Annotated in this window: 15 protein-coding genes; 9 read left to right on the forward strand and 6 right to left on the reverse strand. The window is 66.7% G+C overall.

The window, feature by feature from the left end:
- Positions 1-131: 131 nt before the first annotated feature.
- The 4 genes from urtD to urtA form a co-directional block, all read right to left on the reverse strand.
- Positions 132-968, reverse strand: a complete 837-nt coding sequence (urtD, locus tag N4261_RS06605) for an urea ABC transporter ATP-binding protein UrtD (RefSeq protein WP_261759407.1) — start codon at positions 966-968, stop codon at positions 132-134.
- Positions 965-2,092 carry an urea ABC transporter permease subunit UrtC gene (gene urtC / locus N4261_RS06610; protein ID WP_261759408.1) on the reverse strand — a complete coding sequence of 376 codons (1,128 nt, stop codon included), beginning with the start codon at positions 2,090-2,092 and terminating at the stop codon, positions 965-967. Before urtC ends, urtD begins: the two co-directional genes overlap by 4 nt.
- Complete coding sequence (urtB, locus tag N4261_RS06615; protein WP_261760628.1) at positions 2,089-3,639, reverse strand: urea ABC transporter permease subunit UrtB; 1,551 nt, start codon at positions 3,637-3,639, stop codon at positions 2,089-2,091. Before urtB ends, urtC begins: the two co-directional genes overlap by 4 nt.
- 694 nt (positions 3,640-4,333) lie before the next feature.
- Positions 4,334-5,620 carry an urea ABC transporter substrate-binding protein gene (gene urtA, locus N4261_RS06620; protein ID WP_261759409.1) on the reverse strand — a complete coding sequence of 429 codons (1,287 nt, stop codon included), beginning with the start codon at positions 5,618-5,620 and terminating at the stop codon, positions 4,334-4,336.
- 325 nt (positions 5,621-5,945) lie between these two features.
- Here urtA and N4261_RS06625 point away from each other — a divergent pair, with 325 nt between their 5' ends.
- Together N4261_RS06625 and N4261_RS06630 are read left to right on the forward strand one after the other, a co-directional pair.
- Positions 5,946-6,956 carry a hypothetical protein gene (locus tag N4261_RS06625; protein WP_261759410.1) on the forward strand — a complete coding sequence of 337 codons (1,011 nt, stop codon included), beginning with the start codon at positions 5,946-5,948 and terminating at the stop codon, positions 6,954-6,956.
- Positions 6,957-7,122: 166 nt separating this feature from the next.
- A complete protein-coding gene (locus tag N4261_RS06630) occupies positions 7,123-8,097 on the forward strand; it encodes an Abi family protein (RefSeq protein WP_261759411.1) in 975 nt (324 codons plus the stop codon).
- A gap of 283 nt (positions 8,098-8,380) precedes the next feature.
- On the opposite strand, the gene N4261_RS06635 is transcribed toward N4261_RS06630, so the two are convergent.
- Positions 8,381-9,379, reverse strand: coding sequence for a response regulator (locus N4261_RS06635; RefSeq protein WP_261759412.1), 999 nt, complete (start codon positions 9,377-9,379; stop codon positions 8,381-8,383).
- Positions 9,376-12,858, reverse strand: coding sequence for a hybrid sensor histidine kinase/response regulator (locus N4261_RS06640; protein WP_261759413.1), 3,483 nt, complete (start codon positions 12,856-12,858; stop codon positions 9,376-9,378). The genes N4261_RS06635 and N4261_RS06640 overlap by 4 nt, the downstream gene beginning before the upstream one ends.
- A gap of 504 nt (positions 12,859-13,362) precedes the next feature.
- Between N4261_RS06640 and ureA the strand changes: the two genes are divergently transcribed.
- The 7 genes from ureA (at position 13,363) to ureG (ending at position 18,587) form a co-directional block, all read left to right on the forward strand.
- On the forward strand, positions 13,363-13,665 hold the full coding sequence (gene ureA / locus N4261_RS06645; protein ID WP_261759414.1) for an urease subunit gamma: 303 nt from the start codon (positions 13,363-13,365) through the stop codon (positions 13,663-13,665).
- 169 nt (positions 13,666-13,834) lie between these two features.
- The gene (locus N4261_RS06650; RefSeq protein ID WP_261759415.1) at positions 13,835-14,485 is read left to right on the forward strand and encodes a HupE/UreJ family protein; all 651 of its coding nucleotides are present in this window, start codon (positions 13,835-13,837) and stop codon (positions 14,483-14,485) included.
- Positions 14,482-14,787: an urease subunit beta gene (locus N4261_RS06655; protein WP_261759416.1), complete on the forward strand. Its 306-nt coding sequence runs from the start codon at positions 14,482-14,484 to the stop codon at positions 14,785-14,787. The genes N4261_RS06650 and N4261_RS06655 overlap by 4 nt, the downstream gene beginning before the upstream one ends.
- Positions 14,787-16,505, forward strand: a complete 1,719-nt coding sequence (ureC, locus tag N4261_RS06660) for an urease subunit alpha (RefSeq protein WP_261759417.1) — start codon at positions 14,787-14,789, stop codon at positions 16,503-16,505. The genes N4261_RS06655 and ureC overlap by 1 nt, the downstream gene beginning before the upstream one ends.
- Positions 16,506-17,249, forward strand: coding sequence for an urease accessory protein UreE (ureE, locus tag N4261_RS06665; protein ID WP_261759418.1), 744 nt, complete (start codon positions 16,506-16,508; stop codon positions 17,247-17,249).
- The gene (locus tag N4261_RS06670; protein ID WP_435532016.1) at positions 17,191-17,934 is read left to right on the forward strand and encodes an urease accessory protein UreF; all 744 of its coding nucleotides are present in this window, start codon (positions 17,191-17,193) and stop codon (positions 17,932-17,934) included. The genes ureE and N4261_RS06670 overlap by 59 nt, the downstream gene beginning before the upstream one ends.
- On the forward strand, positions 17,931-18,587 hold the full coding sequence (gene ureG / locus N4261_RS06675) for an urease accessory protein UreG (protein WP_261759419.1): 657 nt from the start codon (positions 17,931-17,933) through the stop codon (positions 18,585-18,587). Before N4261_RS06670 ends, ureG begins: the two co-directional genes overlap by 4 nt.
- Positions 18,588-18,695 lie beyond the last annotated feature (108 nt).

Consider the following 18,695-nt stretch of genomic DNA (forward strand, 5'->3'; position numbering starts at 1 on the left):
CGGCACAGGACCTCGCCCGTCTTCCAGCACCGCGCGCAGCGCCGGTGCCTCTCAAGCGGAGCTCATGGAGTGGCTTTGCCACTTCATCGAGCTCGCCCCCCTGAGGGGGGCCGGCGCAGCCGGTAGGGGGGTCACCTCCCGAGGTACACCTCGATGACGCGATCGTTGGCCTGGACCTGCGCGAGCGTCCCTTCCGCCAGCACCGCGCCTTCGGCCAGCACCGTCACCTTCTCGGCAATGCGGTCGATGAAGCCCATGTCGTGCTCGACGACGATGATGCTGTGCCGACCCTTCAGCGTCAGGATCAGCTCCGCCGTGCGTTCGGTCTCCTGGTCGGTCATGCCGGCCACCGGCTCGTCCAGCAGCAGCAGGCGCGGGTCCTGCACCAGCAGCATGCCGATCTCCAGCCATTGCTTCTGCCCGTGGCTGAGCAAGCCCGCGCTGCGGTTCATCTGGTCCTGCAGGCGGATCAGCATCAGCACTTCAGCCAACCGGTCGCGCTGGGCCCCGCTCAGTCGCCCCCACAGCGAGGTGCGCAGCGTGCGCGCGCCCTGCATCGCGAGTTCCAGGTTCTCGAACACGCTCATCGCCTCGAACACCGTCGGCCGCTGGAACTTGCGGCCGATGCCGAGCTGGGCGATCTCGGCCTCGCTGTGGCGCAGCAGATTGATGGTGCCGCCGAAGTACACGGTGCCGCTGTCGGGTCGGGTCTTGCCGGTGATGATGTCCATCATCGTCGTCTTGCCCGCACCGTTCGGGCCGATGATGCAGCGCAGTTCGCCCGGCGCGATGTCGATCGAGAGCCGGTTGATCGCCCGAAAGCCGTCGAAGCTCACGCTGACGTCCTCCAGGTACAGGATGCGGCCGTGGGCCAGATCCAACTGGCCCGGCTGCACCAACCGTCCGTAGCCCGGGCCGCTGGCCGAGCGCAGTCGCTCGGAGCCTTGTTCGAGCAGATCGGGACTCACGACTTCTTCTCCCGTTGGCGGCGCACCAGGCCCGCGATGCCGTCCGGCATGAACAGCGTGACCGCCACGAACAGTCCGCCCAGCAGGTAGAGCCAGAACTCCGGCGCGACCTGGGTGAGCCAGCTCTTCGCGCCGTTGACCGCAAAGGCGCCGACGATCGGCCCGATCAGCGTGCCCCGGCCGCCGACCGCCGCCCAGATCGCGATCTCGATCGAATTGGCCACGCTCATCTCACCCGGGTTGATGATGCCGACCTGCGGCACATACAAGGCCCCGGCCACGCCACAGATCACCGCCGACAGCACCCAGGCCGCCAGCTTGTAAGGCAGCGGCGCATAGCCGCAGAACATCAACCGCGACTCGGCATCCCGGATCGCACCCAGCACCCGGCCGAACTTGGCGCGGGTGAGCCAGCGCAGGCCCAGGTAGCCGCCCACCAGCGCCAGCACGCTCAGCACGAACAGCGTCACCCGCATGCCGGGCGTGGTGATGCTCAGACCCAGGATGCGCTTGAAATCGGTGAAGCCGTTGTTGCCGCCGAAGCCGGTCTCGTTGCGGAAGAACAGCAGCATGGCCGCATAGGTCATGGCCTGGGTGATGATCGAGAAATACACGCCCTTGATGCGGGAACGGAACGCAAAGTAGCCGAAGACGAAGGCAATGCCGCCCGGCACCAGCACCACCAACAGCAGCGTGGCCAGGAAGCTGTCGCTCAGCAACCAGTGCCAGGGCAGTTCCTTCCAGTCCAGGAACACCATGAAGTCCGGCAGGCTGCTGCGGTACTGGCCGTCGGTGCCGATCTGGCGCATCAGGTACATGCCCATCGCATAACCGCCCAGCGCAAAGTACAGGCCATGGCCCAGCGACAAGATGCCGGAGAAGCCCCAGATCAGGTCCATCGCCAGCGCGCACATCGCATAGCAGCAGAACTTGCCCAGCAGGCTGACCCAGTAGCCGTCCAGATGCAGGGCATGGCCGGGTGGAACCGCCAGGTTGAGCACCGGGACGACGACGCAGGCGATCAGCAGCACGACCGCCACCGACAGCCAGCCCTTGGTGCCCAGCAGCGCGGGGCGGGGAGGGAAGTCGGCCGGGGTGAGGGTCTCGTTCGTTGGGGTGCTCATGCTTCCCGTCCCTTCACCGCGAACAGACCCTGCGGTCGCTTCTGGATGAACACAATGATGAACAGCAACACCGCAATCTTGGCCAGCACCGCACCCACCACACCCTCCAAAGCCTTGTTCGCCAGGCCCAGGCCCAGCGCCGCCAGCACCGTGCCGGCCAACTGCCCCACACCGCCCAGCACCACCACCATGAACGCGTCGACGATGTAACTCTGTCCCAGGTCCGGGCCCACGTTGCCCACCTGGCTCAGGGCGCAACCCGCCAGACCGGCCAGGCCCGATCCCAGCGCGAAGGCATAGGTGTCGACGCGGGCGGTGGGCACGCCCATGCAGGCCGCAATCGGACGGTTCTGCGTGACCGCCCGAACGAACAGGCCCAGCCGGGTGCGCGCAATCAACACCGCCATGCCAGCCAGCACCGCCAGCGCAAACAAGATGATCGCGATCCGGTTCATCGGCAAGGCCAGTCCCGGCATCAGCGCCACCGAGCCGCCCAGCCATGACGGACTCTCCACCGCCACGTTCTGCGCGCCAAACAGGCTGCGCACCGCCTGCATCAGCACCAGGCTCAAGCCCCAGGTGGCCAGCAAGGTCTCCAACGGGCGGCCATACAACCACCTCAGCACCGTGCGCTCCAGCACCGCACCCACCAGCGCCGACGTGAGGAACGCCATCGGCACCGCCGCAATCAGGTAGGCGTCGAACCACGACGCCGGCAGCCACTGCCGGAAGGCCACCTGCACCAGGTAGGTCGCATAGGCGCCGATCATCATCAGCTCCCCATGCGCCATGTTGATCACACCCATCAGGCCGTACGTGATCGCCAGGCCCAGCGCCACCAGCAGCAAAATGCTGCCCAGGCTGATGCCCGTGAACAAGGCGCCCAGACGGCCGCCCCACGCCAGCGAATCCTCGACGCTGCGAAGCGAGCGCTGCAAGGCGCGCTTGACCTCAGGATCCTGCTCGTCGGCGATGCGTTGGTTGAGCAGGCGCTGGGTGTCGGGGCTGCGGGACTCGCCCAGCAGCTTGGCAGCCTCCAGGCGATGGGCCACCTCCGGGCTGCCCGACAGCGCCGCCGCACGGGCCAGTTGCAAGGCCGCCTTGACCTCCTGATCCTGCTCCTTGCTGATCGCGGCCTCCAGCATCGGCGCCCGGGAGGCCTCAGCGCCTGCATCCAGCAGCGACTTCGCCGCCGCCAGCCGCTCGCGGCGGTCCTCGCTGCTCAGCATCAAGGCCGCCAGCGCGCCGTCCAGCTCGCCGCGCAGGCGGTTGTTCAGCATCACATCCTCCACTGCGGCGGGCGGCGCGGCGATCGGCTGGCCCGTGGCTGCGTCGGTCAGCGTGCCGGCGTCGGCGGCGATCACCACCCGGCCGTCAGGGGTGAGCTTCACGCGCTCTTCGGTCAAGGCCTGAAGGTACGGCCTGGTTTGTGCATCCGGCTTGGCGACCAGCGCCGCCAGCGCCTCGATGCGGGCGTCCGTCTCGCCCTGGGCCACGGACAGCGCCTGCTGTTGCGTCAAGGCCCGCGCCGGTGACGCAACGAGCATCGCGCCCGTTGCGGTGAGCAGCAAGGCCGTGGCGACGCGCCTAGCGTGTGATTTCAAAGCGTCGAGCCGTCGCTTTTCCGTCGAGAGCGGTGATGCCATCGTCGTCCCCATTGCATTGCAGCCGACACGCATGCGCAGCCTGCGATCCACGTCCTGCTCCCCATACTTCTCTCGCCTCACCACAGCTCCCCTCACACCCGCTACACCCCGCCGGGTCTCGCCCCGGCCGGCGAGTCCCTTTCTTGTCGCGACAAGAAAGGAACCAAAGAAGCGCTCGAGGACTTTGATCTGGCTCGCTGTCATCGATCGCGCTCGCTCCCACCCTGCTACTGGACCCGCCACCACCGAGGACGCTTGGATCTCCCAGCGGTGACCTTGCCCGCTTTCGCGGGACGCGGACGCCCCTCAACGCGCTACTTCCCCCCCCTCGCAGCGCCTCGCCTGAACGGCGATCGGCGCACACCACCGAGACAAACCCAGCACGGCGCTCGCTCGCCAAAGTGAACGATCAACGTTTGCCTTCGTTCAACTCGGCGGTCTTGGCGCAGTCGTCGGTCCCGATCGGTGCAGATCTCCCTGACCCTCGCCGTCCCGGCGTCGGGCATGCTTCGGGGGGAGGGCGTGCGATCGGCGCGGTGCGGTGGGTCGTGTGGCTCAAGAAGAACGGCGCCGCAGGCGCCGTTCGTTCCGCGGGTTACTTCTTGGCGGGTTCGTCGGGCTTGGATTCGTTGCCGGCGATGTAGGGGCTCCACGGCTTGGCCTTGACCGGGGCCGGGGTCTTCCAGACGACGTTGAATTGGCCGTCCGCACGGATCTCGCCGATGAAGACCGACTTGTGCAGGTGGTGGTTCTTCTCGTCCATCTTGGAGGTGATGCCCGATGGCGCGGTGAAGGTCTGGCCCGCCATCGCCGCGATGACCTTGTCCACATCGGTGGACTTCGCCTTCTCCACCGCCTGCTTCCACATGTTGATGCCGATGTAGGTGGCCTCCATCGGATCATTGGTCAGCGGCTTGTCCTTGTGGCCCGGCAGGTTCTTGGCCTTGGCATAGGCCGACCACTTCTTGATGAAGGCGTCATTGGTCGGGTTCTTGATCGACATGAAGTAGTTCCACGCCGCCAGATGGCCCACCAGCGGCTTGGTGTCCACGCCGCGCAGTTCCTCCTCACCGACGGAGAACGCCACCACCGGCACATCCTTGGCCTTCAGGCCGGCATTGCCCAGTTCCTTGTAGAACGGGACGTTGGAGTCGCCATTGATGGTCGAGACCACCGCGGTCTTGCCGCCCGCAGAGAACTTCTTGATGTCCGCGACGATGGTCTGGTAGTCGCTGTGGCCGAAGGGGGTGTACTTTTCGTCGATGTCGCTGTCCTTCACGCCCTTGCTCTTCAGGTAGGCGCGCAGGATCTTGTTGGTGGTGCGGGGATAGACATAGTCCGTGCCCAGCAGCACCCAGCGCTTGGCACCGCCGCCGTCCTTGCTCATCAGGTAATCCACCGCCGGAATCGCCTGCTGGTTGGGCGCCGCACCGGTGTAGAACACGTTCTTGCTCAGTTCCTCACCCTCGTACTGCACCGGGTAGAACAACAGGCCGTTGAGCTCCTCCACCACCGGCAGCACCGACTTGCGCGAGACCGAGGTCCAGCAGCCGAAGATCACCGCCACCTTGTCCTGCGTCAGCAGCTGCCGGGTCTTCTCGGCAAACAGCGGCCAGTTCGACGCCGGATCCACCACCACCGGCTCCAGCTTCTTGCCCAGCACGCCGCCCTTGGCATTGATCTCGTCGATCGCCATCAGCACGGTGTCCTTCAACACCGTCTCGGAAATCGCCATCGTGCCCGACAGGCTGTGCAACACGCCCACCTTGATGGTGTCCGCCGCCGCAGCAGGCAGCGCAGTGAGCGAGAGGCCAGCCAGCGCGCTGGCTGCCGCCAGTAGCTTGATGGTGTGGCGGCGGGTAGACGGTGCGTTCGCGGACATGGGGAGGCTCCGGTGGTTGAATGACTTCACTGAGAAAGTGACCGGATCCTAGAAAGCCCCCCTCCCGCGGCATATACGGCACATGGCGTACGGCCCAACCCAGGGGCCCCGCAGATGCCGTCCGATGCATGTGACTGGCTGTAACCAAATGGTGTGTCGGTGCACCGTCGGCGACGTTGCGGCGTTGAGGCAACATAGGAATCCTGGCGATGCCGGTGAACCGTCGACGCAAAACGTCGAAGCGAACTGGCACCGCTGCAGATCGACAGATCGAACAACATCAAACATGACCCCGGAGGTGAACGTGTCTTCTATGTCCTTGCCCATGACGGCTCCCCGCATCGATCCGATGCGACTGGTGGCGCGCTGGCTGCTGATGGTGCTGGCGCTGGTGAGCGCGTCCAGCGCCTGGTCGCGTGGCGACGACGACAACTGGCTGGTGCTGCATGCCCGTTACGGCACGGCGGACCGCAACATGGATGTCACCGGCCGGCTCAAGGAACTGGCCCGCCGCGACGAGCGGGTGCGGGTGTCCAACGAGTTGTTCGGCAATGACCCGGCTTACGGCCAGACCAAGACCCTGCGCATCTATGCGCGCAGCCGCAGTGGTGAGAGCCGCACCTTCGAATACCGGGAGGGCAGCGTCATCGACGGCGAAAAGTTCACCGACTGGCGCGGCGGCGGCTGGGGCCAGGGCGGCAACTGGGACCACGGCTGGGACGGCCCACGTCCTGGTCACGGTGGCGGCAACGGCGATGGGGGTACCTGGCAGATCCTGCAGGCGCGTTACGGCACGGCGGACCGCAACATGGATGTCACCGGTCGGCTGAAGGAGTTGGCGCGTGGGGACGAGCGGGTGCGGGTGCGCAACGAGCTGTTCGGTAACGACCCGGCCTACGGCCAGACCAAGACCCTGCGCATCTTTGCCCGCGGCCGCAACGGCGAGCAACGCACCTTCGAGTTCAAGGAAGGCGCCTGGATCGACGGCACGCAGTTCACCGGCTGGGGCCGTGGCAACTGGGGCGACAGCGGCTGGAACGGCGGCTGGGATGGCCGTCCGGGCCGTCCGGGCAACGATGGCGGCCGTCCGGGTCAGGACCAGGGCCTCAACATCGTCCGCGCCACCTACGGCACCGGTCTGCGCCAGATGGACGTGACCCAGCGCATCCGCGACTTGAGCCGCTCGGGCCGCCTGGATGTCCGGGTCAGCAACGACCTGTTCGGCCGTGACCCGGCGTCGGGATCCCGCAAGCTGCTGCAGGTGTTCTACACCCAGGGCCGCGGACAGGAGCGTCAGGCACAGGCCTGGGAAGGCGACCAGCTTCGTCTGCCTTGAGTGACCCTGACTGGGGGACGGCGTGATCCGGCCTCCCAGTGAATAGGATCAGGCGCCTGGCCGCCAATGATCCTGTGAGACGCAATGAAGAAGGGCTCCTTGGAGCCCTTCTTCTGTTTCAGGCAGCGTGATCTGGCGGATTGGCGTTCGCCCAACCCTATTGCCAATGAAATACACCAAGCTTGCGCTGAGTCAGCAAAAGTTGATTGACTTGATGTCTCAACGAGGCTTGCCGCTGACCGCTCCCGACGACCTGGCCATGGCGCGCAGGGCTTTGGATCGCATCGGCTATTTCCGCCTCAGCGGCTTCATGCTCCCCTTCGTTCAGGGAGGCCGTGGCGCCGATCGCCACAACTTCAAAGCCGGAGCGAGCATTGAGAAGATTGTGTCGTTGCACGACTTTGACGCAACCCTGCGCATGCATTGCATCGAGGGCCTCAGTCAGCTCGAGGTCGCCATCCGTGTTTCCATCTGCGATCACTTGTCGAGGTCCCATGGGGCACACTGGCCCCTTTCCGCCAAGCCGTTCAAGCAGGGCAAACATCTTGAGAACCTGGAGGCGCTCGCCAAAGTGGCCGAGTTCGATCTCAATCGCGGGCAACCTTATGCGCGTCGCACAGGCATGCATCAGTTCCTTGATCGGTACTACGCGAAGTACACCGATCCGGCCACGCGAATGCCACCGGGCTGGATGCTGAGGGAATGCGCCAGCTTCCGAACCTGGGCGTTCTTGTTTGCGGGACTCGAAGCGTCAGAGCAGAAGCAGATTTCGGATTCTTGGAAGTACCCGAGCGGCAAGCGGATCGATCACACCGTCTTGGAGGACTGGTTCCACTCCCTCAGCGTCCTCCGGAACAGATGCGCGCATCATGGCCGTATCACACACAAGACTTTTCCGTTTGCGCCGATCGCCGCCCGAGATCCCAGCGTCGCTCATCTGTTTCGAGGTCGAGGCACTGATCTCAGAACGCTGATGGTCGTGATCGCGGTGTTGCTGAAATGCGTGGATCCGCGCGCCATGTGGAGCCGAAAGCTCAACACGTTCCTGGACTGGCAAAGCGACATCGACATCGACGGTGCGGCAGGCTTTTCCCCATGGGGCCAGGGCAGCTGGAGGGATGACCCGCTCTGGGCGTTCTAGGATGGAAGCGATCGGAAACGTACCGACGTAAAAAAGCCCCGCTGAAGCGAGGCTCTCTTACCGCTGACGCGAATAACGTAACCAACCCTGGTGCGCCCCCTTTCGGGACTCTCTGGCCTTTCAACCAAAGAAGGCGTGGTGGCGTTGTTGGTCAAGACTATACCTGAACTGCGTTCCTACGGTCTGCGCCTCGTCCGGCTCCGAAGTGGCCTGTCTCTGAGGTCTCCTACTCAGGACCTGGCCGCGGCGACCGTGCTGGACTCTCCGTGTTGAGACGGCGCCATCACAACTCCCACTGCGGATGCATCTCCCGAACCCGCGTGAGCGCCATCGCGGCCGCGGCGGTGCGGGTCTCGACGCCCAGCTTGGCATGGATGCGCTCCAGGTGCTTTTTCACCGTGGCCGGGCTGGCACCCAGGATCTCGCCGATGTCGCGGTTGATCTTGCCCTTGATGACCCAGTAGAGCACCTCCGCCTCGCGCGCGGTGAGGCTGAAGGCCAGGCCCAGCGAGCGGATCACCGCCGCATCCGAGACCTCGCGCATCACGATCAGCCAGTCGCCGGTGCCCGGCGCGTCATCCCCGCCGATGCAGTGATGCAGCCGAAAGCTCAGCCGGCGTGCGCCCAGCTCCGCGCACAGGCGTGGAGGCTCCTGCGGCGGGACGCCGTCGCGCACCTCTTCCAGCGCCCGTCGCAACCAGGCCAGCACCGGTGCCGGCGTTTGCGGCGCCACCGTGCCGTAGTAGAGCTGCAGCAGCTCGCGAGCCAGCGGCGTCTGCCACAGCAAGCGACCGCTGGTGGCCCGCACCGCGATGCTGGCGTAGCCGAAAGCATCCAGCGCCTGCCGCGTCTGGCGCGCCTGACGCGCCCCCTGCAGATGAACCTGCATGCGCGCCAGCACGGCACGTGGGTCCAGCGGCTTGGTGACGTAGTCCACCCCGCCGGCCTGCAGCGCAGCGACCAGGTGTTCGGTCTCGGTCAGACCGGTCATGAAGATGATCGGGATGTGCGCCGTGGCCGGATTGGCCTTGAGCTGCCGGGCAACCTCGAAGCCGTCCATGCCCGGCATCATCGCGTCCAGCAGCACGATGTCCGGCAGACCCTGCACCGCACGGGCCAGGGCCGCCTCGCCGCTGGTGGCGGCCAGCACGGTGTAGCCCTGCTCATCGAGCGCATCGTGCAGCAGCGACAGGTTGTCCGGCACGTCGTCCACCAGCAGGACGCGATCGCCCTCCTGCTGGTCCAGCAGCGCGGCGACGGAAGGGGGCAGGGCACTGTTCATGATGCGGCGTGGTTCTCGCCACGCGCCAGGGCGCGCAGCATCGCTTCAAACTGGAATTGCCGAGCCAGCCCGCGCTGGGTCTCGCAGAAGGGACGCCAGCGGGCGTTGGCGCGTTCGATGTCGTCAAGCTGCTGCAGCACCCCACGGTAGTAGCCCAGTTGCAGCGCCTCGCGCAGGCCGCTGAGTCGCTCGGGGGGCGGCTGTTCGATGGGTTGATTCAGGGGCGCTGCGGCGGCGGACGATTCGATGGCCGCAGCAGTTCGCCACTGCAGCTTCAGACGTTCGCCCAACCAGGCCAGCAGCAGGTCGTGGCGGACCGGCTTGACGATGAAATCACGTGCGCTGATCCCGGCATCGTTGTCCTGGCCGCGCTCGAAGGCATTGGCGGAGACCACCGCGATCGCGTCCAGCGCAGGCAGCAGGCGTCGCAGGCGGCGGATGGTTTCCCAGCCGTCGATGCCGGGCATGGCCAGGTCCATCAGGACCGCATGCGGCGTCCAACCGGCGGCCACCAGATCCAGGGCGTCATGCCCGCTCTCGGCCGTCCGCACGGTGAATCCCAGCGGCTCCAGCAACTCGATGAGCAACTGGCGATCGTCCGCCTCGTTGTCCACCACCAGCACCCGCGGCGAGGGGCCCTCGATGCCCAGGCGCGTCCGGGTGGCCGCGTTCAGCGCGCGCAGCCGTGGGGTGTCGGGGATGCGACCATGCAACTCCGGGAGGAACAGGCGCACTCGGAAGGTCGATCCCTCGCCCTTGACGCTGCGGGCGGACAACTCGCCACCCATCAGCTCGGTCAGCATCTTCGCGATCGTCAGGCCCAGGCCCGCACCCGGCGCGCTGCCGGTACCGGCGCCCCCGGCGCCTCGGGCAAAAGGCTCGAAGATGCGGGCCAGATCCGTGTCATCCAGGCCCGGGCCGCTGTCCTGGATCTCCAGCGTGGCCATCTCGCGGCTGTGCCGCACCCGCAGGGTGACGCCGCCGTCGCTGGTGAACTTGATGGCGTTGCCCAGCAGGTTGATCAGGATCTGCCGCAGCCGCTGCTCATCCGCCCGCACCCACTCGGGCAATGGCCCCTGTGGCTCGAAACCAAAGCTCAGGCCTTTGGCGGCCGCCTGCGGCTCGAACATGTCGGCCAGCTCGCGCAGCAGATCGGCGAAGCGCACCGGCGCCGGCTCCAGGCTCAACCGGCCCGCCTCGATGCGCGCGATGTCCAGCGTGCCGTCGATCAATTGCATCAGATGCTCGCCGCCGCGCTTGATGACCTGCACTGCCTGTCGGCGCTGTGGTGGCAGCGAGCTGTCCGCCGCCATCAGCTGCGCATAGCCGAGGATGCTGTTGAGCGGCGTGCGCAGCTCATGGCTGATGGTGCTGATGTAGCGGCTCTTGGCCTGGTTCGCCGCTTCCGCTGCGGCCTGCGCCCGCTCGGCCTGCAAGCGGGCACTTTGCAGCGCTTCGTCGGTGCGCCGATGGGAATCGATCTCTCGCATCAGGGCCTGGGTCTGACGGTTCGATTCCTCCTGTGCCACCTCCCGGCTCTGATGCGCCAGCACCAGCCACCAGGCCACCGTGCCCGCCACCAGCAGCAAGGCGAAGAAGGCCTTCAACAGGCCCGAATGCAGCCCCTGCCGCAACGCCGCCAGTGCGCTCTCGTCCAGCAAGGGCAACTGCTGCAATTGCTGGTGGTAGAGCAGCCCGAACAGCGCGCCCAGCACCGGCGTGATCACCAGCATCAGCAGCAGGTAGTGGCCCAGTCCGGTGTCCAGATACGGCCAGCTGGCGCGCGGCAGCAGTCGTCGAAGCAGCCCCGACCACTGCACCGACAGCCGCGCCTGCGGCTTGCACAGATCGCCGCAGCGCGCATCGAGCGTGCAGCACAGCGAGCAGATCGAGCCGCGGTAGGCGGGACAGTGGGCCATGTCCGGGCCTTCGTAGTCGCGCTCGCAGATCACGCAGCGGCGCAGCACCAGCGGATCGGCAGCCGCAGCGGCGATCGACTCGTCCGGACGCGCCAGGTAGTAGCGCCCCTTGGTCGCCCACGCAATCGCCGGGGCCGCGATCAAGGCCGTCAGCATCGCGATCGAGGCCGACCAGGCCTGCGCCAGCGAACCCATCATCCCCAGGTGCGCGGCCACCGACAACAGCGATGCCAACGCCATCGCACCCACGCCCACTGGATTCACGTCATAGAGATGCGCGCGCTTGAATTCGATCCCGGGTGGAGACAGCCCCAGGGGCTTGTTGATCACCAGATCGGCCACCACCGCCATGATCCAGGCGATCGCGATGTTGGCGTACAGGCCCAGCACATGGCCCAGGGCCTCGAACACATTCATCTCCATCAGCATGAAGGCGATGAGCGTGTTGAACACCACCCACACCACCCGGCCAGGATGACTGTGGGTCAGGCGAGAGAAGAAATTGCTCCAGGCCAGCGAGCCGGCATAGGCATTGGTGACATTGATCTTCAGCTGCGAAACCACCACGAACAGCGCGGTGGCCGCCACCGCCCAGCCGTATTGGGGGAAGACATATTCATAGGCGGCCAGGTACATCTGGTTCGGATCCACCGCCCGCTCCGGCGGCACCGCATGGCTCACCGCCAGCCAGGCCAGCAAGGCGCCGCCCAGCATCTTCAGCACGCCCAGCACCACCCAGCCCGGGCCGCCCAACAACACCGCCGCCCACCACCGACGGCGGTTCTCCGCCGTTTGCCGAGGCATGAACCGAAGGTAGTCGGCCTGCTCTCCCATCTGGGTGATGAGCGCCACACCGACCGTCAACGCGGCACCGAAGGCGTGCATGTCAAAGGCTGCTGTGCCGGACTGCGACCCAATCTGGGTCGAAATCCCGTCGAACGCACCAGGATGGCGCCACCACACCCAGGCGAAGGGAAGGATCAGCAACACCAGCCACAACGGCTGCGTCCACACCTGCAGCCGGCTGATGGCAGAGATCCCGTGCGTCACCAAGGGGATCACCACCAGCGCGCACAGCAGGTAGCCCCAATGCGGCGGAATATCCAGCGCCAGCTCCAGGGCGTAGGCCATCACCGCCGCTTCCAGCGCAAAGAAGATGAAGGTGAAGCTCGCGTAGATCAGCGAGGTCAGCGTGGAGCCGATGTAGCCAAACCCTGCGCCGCGGGTCAGCAGGTCCATGTCCACGCCGTGGCGCGCCGCATAGACGCTGATCGGCAGCCCGGCCAGGAAAATGATCAGCCCGGTGGCCAGGATCGCCAGCGCGGCATTCGTCCAGCCGTACTGCAGCAGCAAGGTGGCGCCCACCGCCTCCAGAATCAGGAAGGAGGCAGCCCCGAAGGCGGTATTGGCGACCCGCAAGGTCGACCATCGTCGGAATCGCTGCGGGGTGTAGCGAAGGGCGTAGTCCTCCAGCGTCTCGCGCGCGACCCAGGCGTTGTAGTCCCGCCGCAGCTTGATGATGTGCTGCGGTGGGTTGGCGGAGGGCAGGGGAGTGTCCATGAGCACGGGAGGAAGGCGGGGAAGGTTGCAGGTTCCATGCCTGACGCTGCTGGCGTGATCGGGGGGCGTCCTTCAGGGGCGCGCCTGGGGCTCGGTTCTTGGGCTTCGGTTTTTTGGCTTTTTCTTTGGCTTTGGCGGCGGGCCGTGGTCTGGCGAGGGCCTTCCCGTGCCACCTGCGAGCACGCAGGCCAGGCTGCCGGAGCCTGTTTTCTCCGTGTCCCTTCTTCGCCAGACTGACGTCTGTCGAATTCATTCCTTGACCTCCGAAAACAGGCTCCGGCAGCCTGGCCCGCATCACCACCGTCTCCCTTCCACGAGGCGCCTGGCCACACTCATCTGTCCGAACTCGTTGCTCCGGCTGTCTCTGCCCTGGGCTGATCGGGTCGGGATGGGATGGGATGGGATGAGCTGTCCGGGGGGGGGATCGCGGGGACTTGCCGGGACGGCATGGGCCTTGCTACAAGAGGGAGTGAGAGACACAGACGCCTGAGCGGCGCCGCAGCCATGGAACTGACACCCCGAGAGAAAGACAAGCTGCTCATCTTCACCGCCGGCCTGCTCGCGGAGCGCCGCAAAGCACGCGGACTGAAGTTGAACTATCCCGAGGCCGTGGCCTTCATCAGTGCCGCCGTCATGGAGGGCGCCCGCGATGGCAAGACGGTCGCCCAGTTGATGAGCGAGGGGCGCACCCTGCTCACCCGCGACGATGTGATGGACGGCATCGCCGAGATGATCCCCGACATCCAGGTGGAAGCCACCTTCCCCGACGGCACCAAGCTGGTCACCGTCCATCAACCCATCGCTTGAAGGCCCGAGGTTCCCCTCGACGAATTACCGCGTCCATGGCGCATCTGTCGCCCGACCTGACGCGTGACGCCGCCCACAGGCGCTTGCCGACCTTGACCGATCGACCTGAAGAGGATGCGCGATGCCGAATGCAGTGACCCGATCAACCCCATCGACTCCAGCCCACGCGATGACCCACGCCACCCAGCCCATCGAAATCCCCGAGCAGCCCAACACCGCGGCGCGCGGCACGGCCCTGAAGGTCGCTGCCGCGCTGTGCCTGGCCGCCCCGTGGGTGGTCTTCGCCCACACCGGTGAGGGCGCGGGCCACGACCACGGCCTGAGCGCCGGCTTTGCCCATCCGTTCACCGGGCTGGATCACTTGGCCGCGATGTTGGCCGTGGGCCTGTGGAGCGCACTCACCCAAAGCGGCCGACGCATGCTGGTCGCGCCCTTCGCATTCGCCGCACTGTTGCTGATCGGCGCCCTGGCCGGAGGGCTCGTCGGGCCGTCAGGCTTGCCCGCGGCAGGCATCGAACCGATGGTCGCCGTCTCAGTGCTGGCCTTGGGGTTGATCGCCGCCGCGCGCTGGCGGCTCGGGGCGGTGGCGTCGGCCACGCTGGTGGGGCTGTTTGCCATCTTTCACGGACTGGCCCACGGGAGCGAGCTGCAGGGCGGAGCGGCGCTGGCCGGCATGGTGGCCGCCACCGTGCTGTTGCATGGCGCCGGCTTGGCCGTCGGCTGGAAGCTGCGCGGGCTGGCCCCCGTGTGGGCCCGACTGGCGGGCGGCATGATCGCGCTGATGGGCCTCGGCCTGCTGACCCGCATGGTGATCGCATGATTCCTGGCGAGTTGTTCACCGACGAGGGCGATCTGGATCTCAACCCTGGCCGGCGCACCGCGACCGTGACCGTGGTGAACGGATCGGACCGGCCCATCCAGGTCGGATCGCACTATCACTTCGCCGAAACCAATGCGGCCCTGCAGTTCGACCGTGCCGCAGCACGCGGCATGCGGCTCAACATCGCCTCCGGCACCGCCGTGCGATTCGAACCCGGCCAGCAACGCACCGTGGAACTGGTGGACGTGGGCGGCGCCCGCGCAATCTGGGGCTTTCGCGGCCTCATTCAAGGACAGCTCTGATGGCCCGCATTGGTAAACGCGCCTATGCCGAGATGTTCGGCCCCACCGTCGGCGACCGGCTCCGGCTGGCCGACACCGACCTGATCATCGAAGTCGAACGCGACTTCACCCTGGCCGCCGGCGGCTATGGGGAAGAGGTGAAGTTCGGCGGCGGCAAGACCATCCGTGACGGCATGGCCCAGTCCCAGCGCACCCGCGATGAGGGCGCTGTCGACACGGTGATGACCAACGCTTTGATCCTCGATCACTGGGGCATCGTCAAGGCGGACATCGGCCTGAAGAACCACCGCATCGTCGCCATCGGCAAGGCCGGCAATCCGGACACCCAACCCGGCGTGGACATCATCATCGGCCCCGGCACCGAAGTCATCGCCTGCGAGGGCGCCATCGTCACCGCCGGCGCGATCGATTCGCACATCCACTTCATCTGCCCGCAGCAGATCGAAGAGGCCCTGGCCAGCGGCGTCACCACCATGCTCGGCGGCGGCACCGGTCCCGCCACCGGCACCTTCGCCACGACCTGCACGCCGGGACCGTGGCACATCGAGCGCATGCTGCAGGCGGCCGACGCGTTTCCGATGAACCTCGGCTTTCTCGGCAAAGGCAACGCCAGCCTGCCGCAGGCGCTGATGGAGCAGATCGATGCTGGCGCCATCGGCCTGAAGCTGCATGAGGACTGGGGCACCACGCCCGCGGCCATCAGCAATTGCCTGGACGTGGCCGAAGCCACCGACACCCAGGTCGCCATCCACACCGACACGCTCAATGAAAGCGGCTTCGTGGAGGACACGGTGGCCGCCTTCAAGGGCCGCACCATCCACACCTTCCACACCGAGGGTGCGGGCGGCGGCCATGCGCCGGACATCCTCAAGGTGGTGGGCGAGGCCAATGTGCTGCCCAGCTCGACCAACCCGACGCGGCCCTACACCATCAACACGCTCGACGAACATGTCGACATGCTGATGGTCTGCCACCACCTCGACCCGGCGATTGCGGAAGACCTGGCCTTCGCCGAGAGCCGCATCCGCAAGGAGACGATCGCCGCGGAGGACATCCTGCATGACCTGGGCGCGATCAGCATGTTCAGCTCGGATTCGCAGGCGATGGGCCGGGTCGGCGAGGTGATCCTGCGCTGCTGGCAGACCGCCCACAAGATGAAGCAGCAGCGCGGTCCGCTGCCGGGCGACACCGCCCGCCACGACAACGCGCGCGTCAAGCGCTATGTGGCCAAGCTGGCGATCAATCCCGCCGTCACCCACGGCATCAGCCACGAAGTGGGCAGCATCGAGGTCGGCAAATGGGCCGACCTGGTGATCTGGAAGCCGGCCTTTTTCGGCGTCAAGCCGTCGCTGATTCTCAAGGGTGGGGTGATTGCGATGGCGGCCATGGGCGACCCCAACGCGTCCATCCCCACGCCGCAGCCGGTGCACTACCGGCCGATGTTCGGCAGCTTCGGCGGCTCGCTGGCGCGGGCTTCGCTGAGCTTCGTCTCTCAATCGGCCCTGGCCGCCGGCGTGGCGAAGCGCTACGGCCTGGCCAAAACCGCCGTGGCGGTGAAGGGCATCCGCGGGGTGGGCAAGAAGGACATGGTCCACAATCACGATGCCCCGCGGATGGAGGTCGATCCCCAGACCTACGCGGTGCGCGCCGATGGCCTGTTGCTGCACTGCGAGCCCGCCACGGTGCTTCCGATGGCGCAGCGCTACTTCCTGTTCTAGATGCTTCAAGTTTCGAAACTGCTGGCGCAAGGCGCCGGTTTGGCGCCGGTGCTGCTCAAGCGCGCCGGCACCCTCACCCTCGACTGGGACACCCGCCAGAAAAGCCGCTTCCAGGCCACCGACAGCCAGGGCCGCGAACTGGGCGTGTTCCTGCCCCGCGGCACCGCCGTGCGGGGCGGCGATGTGCTGGTCGCCGAGGACGGCTCCCTGGTCCGTGTGGTCGCCGCGCCGCAGCCCCTGTTGCGCATCACCGCCTGCACCGCGCACGGCTCGCCCTTCGACCTGCTGCGCGCGGCCTATCACCTGGGCAATCGCCATGTGCAGATCGAACTCCGGCCCGACCACCTCAAGATTGAGCCCGACCATGTCCTCGCTGACATGCTCCGCGCCATGCACCTGATCGTGCGCGAGGTCGAAGAGGGCTTCGAGCCCGAAGCCGGCGCCTACGCCGCCGGCGGCCACAGCCATGGACATGACCACGGTCACGCGCACGGACACGAACACGGCGATGCGCACGGCGATGGACATGATCGCGCGCGCGGTCACGACCACAAGCACGACCACGACCACGACCACGGCCACGGTCATTCGCATGCGAAGGCCCCGGTCGCTCCGCCGGCCGGCCGCAAGACGATCGCCATCCAGGCCGCCGCCACGCCGCATGTGCACGGCCCCGGTTGCGGCCATGACCATGATGACCATGACCATGGTGGGCACGATCATTCCCACGACCACAAGCATTGATCCGGTCCCGCCGCTGCTGCGGCTGGTCTGGCTGGCCTCGCCGGCGCTGCCGATCGGCGCGTTTTCCTATTCGGAAGGACTGGAGGCCGCCGTCGAGCATGGCCATGTGCATGACGACCAAAGCACAGCCATCTGGCTGACGCAGCAGCTCGCGCTGCTGGCGCGCGGCGATCTGGCCGCCATCGCGCACGGCATCGCAGCCTGGCGCACGCAGGACGAGCCCGCCTTGCGCGACCTGGCCGATTGGCTGCGCCGCACCCGTGATGGCGCCGAGGCCCGGCTGCAGAGTGAGCAGATGGGCCAGTCGCTGCTCGCTTGGCTGCGCCCGCAAGGCATGGCCTCACCCGCGCAACTGGCCCTGCTCACCGACGTGGCCGCCGGCCAGTCGCCGCCTTACCCGCTGGTGATGGCCTTGGCGCTGTCGACCGTGGAGGTCCCGATCGAGCAGGCCCTGCAGGCGCAGGCCTTCGGCTGGGCAGAGAACCAGGTCCAGGCCGCGCTCAAGGCGGTGCCGCTGGGGCAGAACGCGGGCCAACGCGTGCTGGCCCGCCTGGCCGCAGCGATTCCGCAGGCGGTGGCCCAGGCCATCGCGACGCCGCCCGCGCGGCGACAAGTCTTCGCGCCGATGCTGTCCATTCTTGCGGCGCGCCATGAAACCCAATATTCACGACTGTTCCGATCATGAGCTCGAGTGCCCTGCATCACATTCCCGGCCGCACCCGCATCCTTCCGCCGCTGCGGGTGGGCATTGGCGGTCCCGTCGGGTCCGGCAAGACCACGCTGCTGGAGATGCTCTGCAAGGCCATGCGGGACCGGTGGGACCTGGTCGCCATCACCAACGACATCTACACCAAGGAAGACCAGCGCCTGCTGACCGTCAGCGGGGCGCTGCCCGCTGAGCGCATCATGGGTGTGGAAACCGGTGGCTGTCCGCACACCGCCATTCGTGAGGACGCGTCGATCAACCTGGAGGCGATCGACCGCATGCTGGCCCAGTTCCCGAATGCCGATGTGGTGTTCATCGAATCCGGCGGTGACAACCTGGCCGCCACCTTCAGTCCGGAATTGAGCGACCTCACGATCTATGTGATCGACGTGGCCGCCGGCGAGAAGATCCCGCGCAAGGGCGGTCCGGGCATCACCAAGAGCGACCTGTTCGTCATCAACAAGACCGACCTGGCGCCCCATGTCGGCGCCAACCTCGACATCATGGCCTCGGACACCCGGCGCATGCGCCCCACGCGTCCCTTCGTGATGACCAACCTGAAAACCCTGTCGGGCCTGGATGAGGTGGTGGCCTTCATCGAGGAAAAGGGCATGCTGCGCCAGTCGGTCTGACGCGTGACGTCTGAGGCCGACTGTGAGCGCCGTCGGGTCCTTACCCCAGGCGGCCGTTCGGCCGTCACGCCATCCCGACGCCAAGCCGTCATGCCTGATGCCTGATGC

Origin of the sequence: Roseateles amylovorans, from assembly GCF_025398155.2 — a bacterium.
Classification (GTDB): Bacteria; Pseudomonadota; Gammaproteobacteria; order Burkholderiales; family Burkholderiaceae_C; genus Roseateles; species Roseateles amylovorans.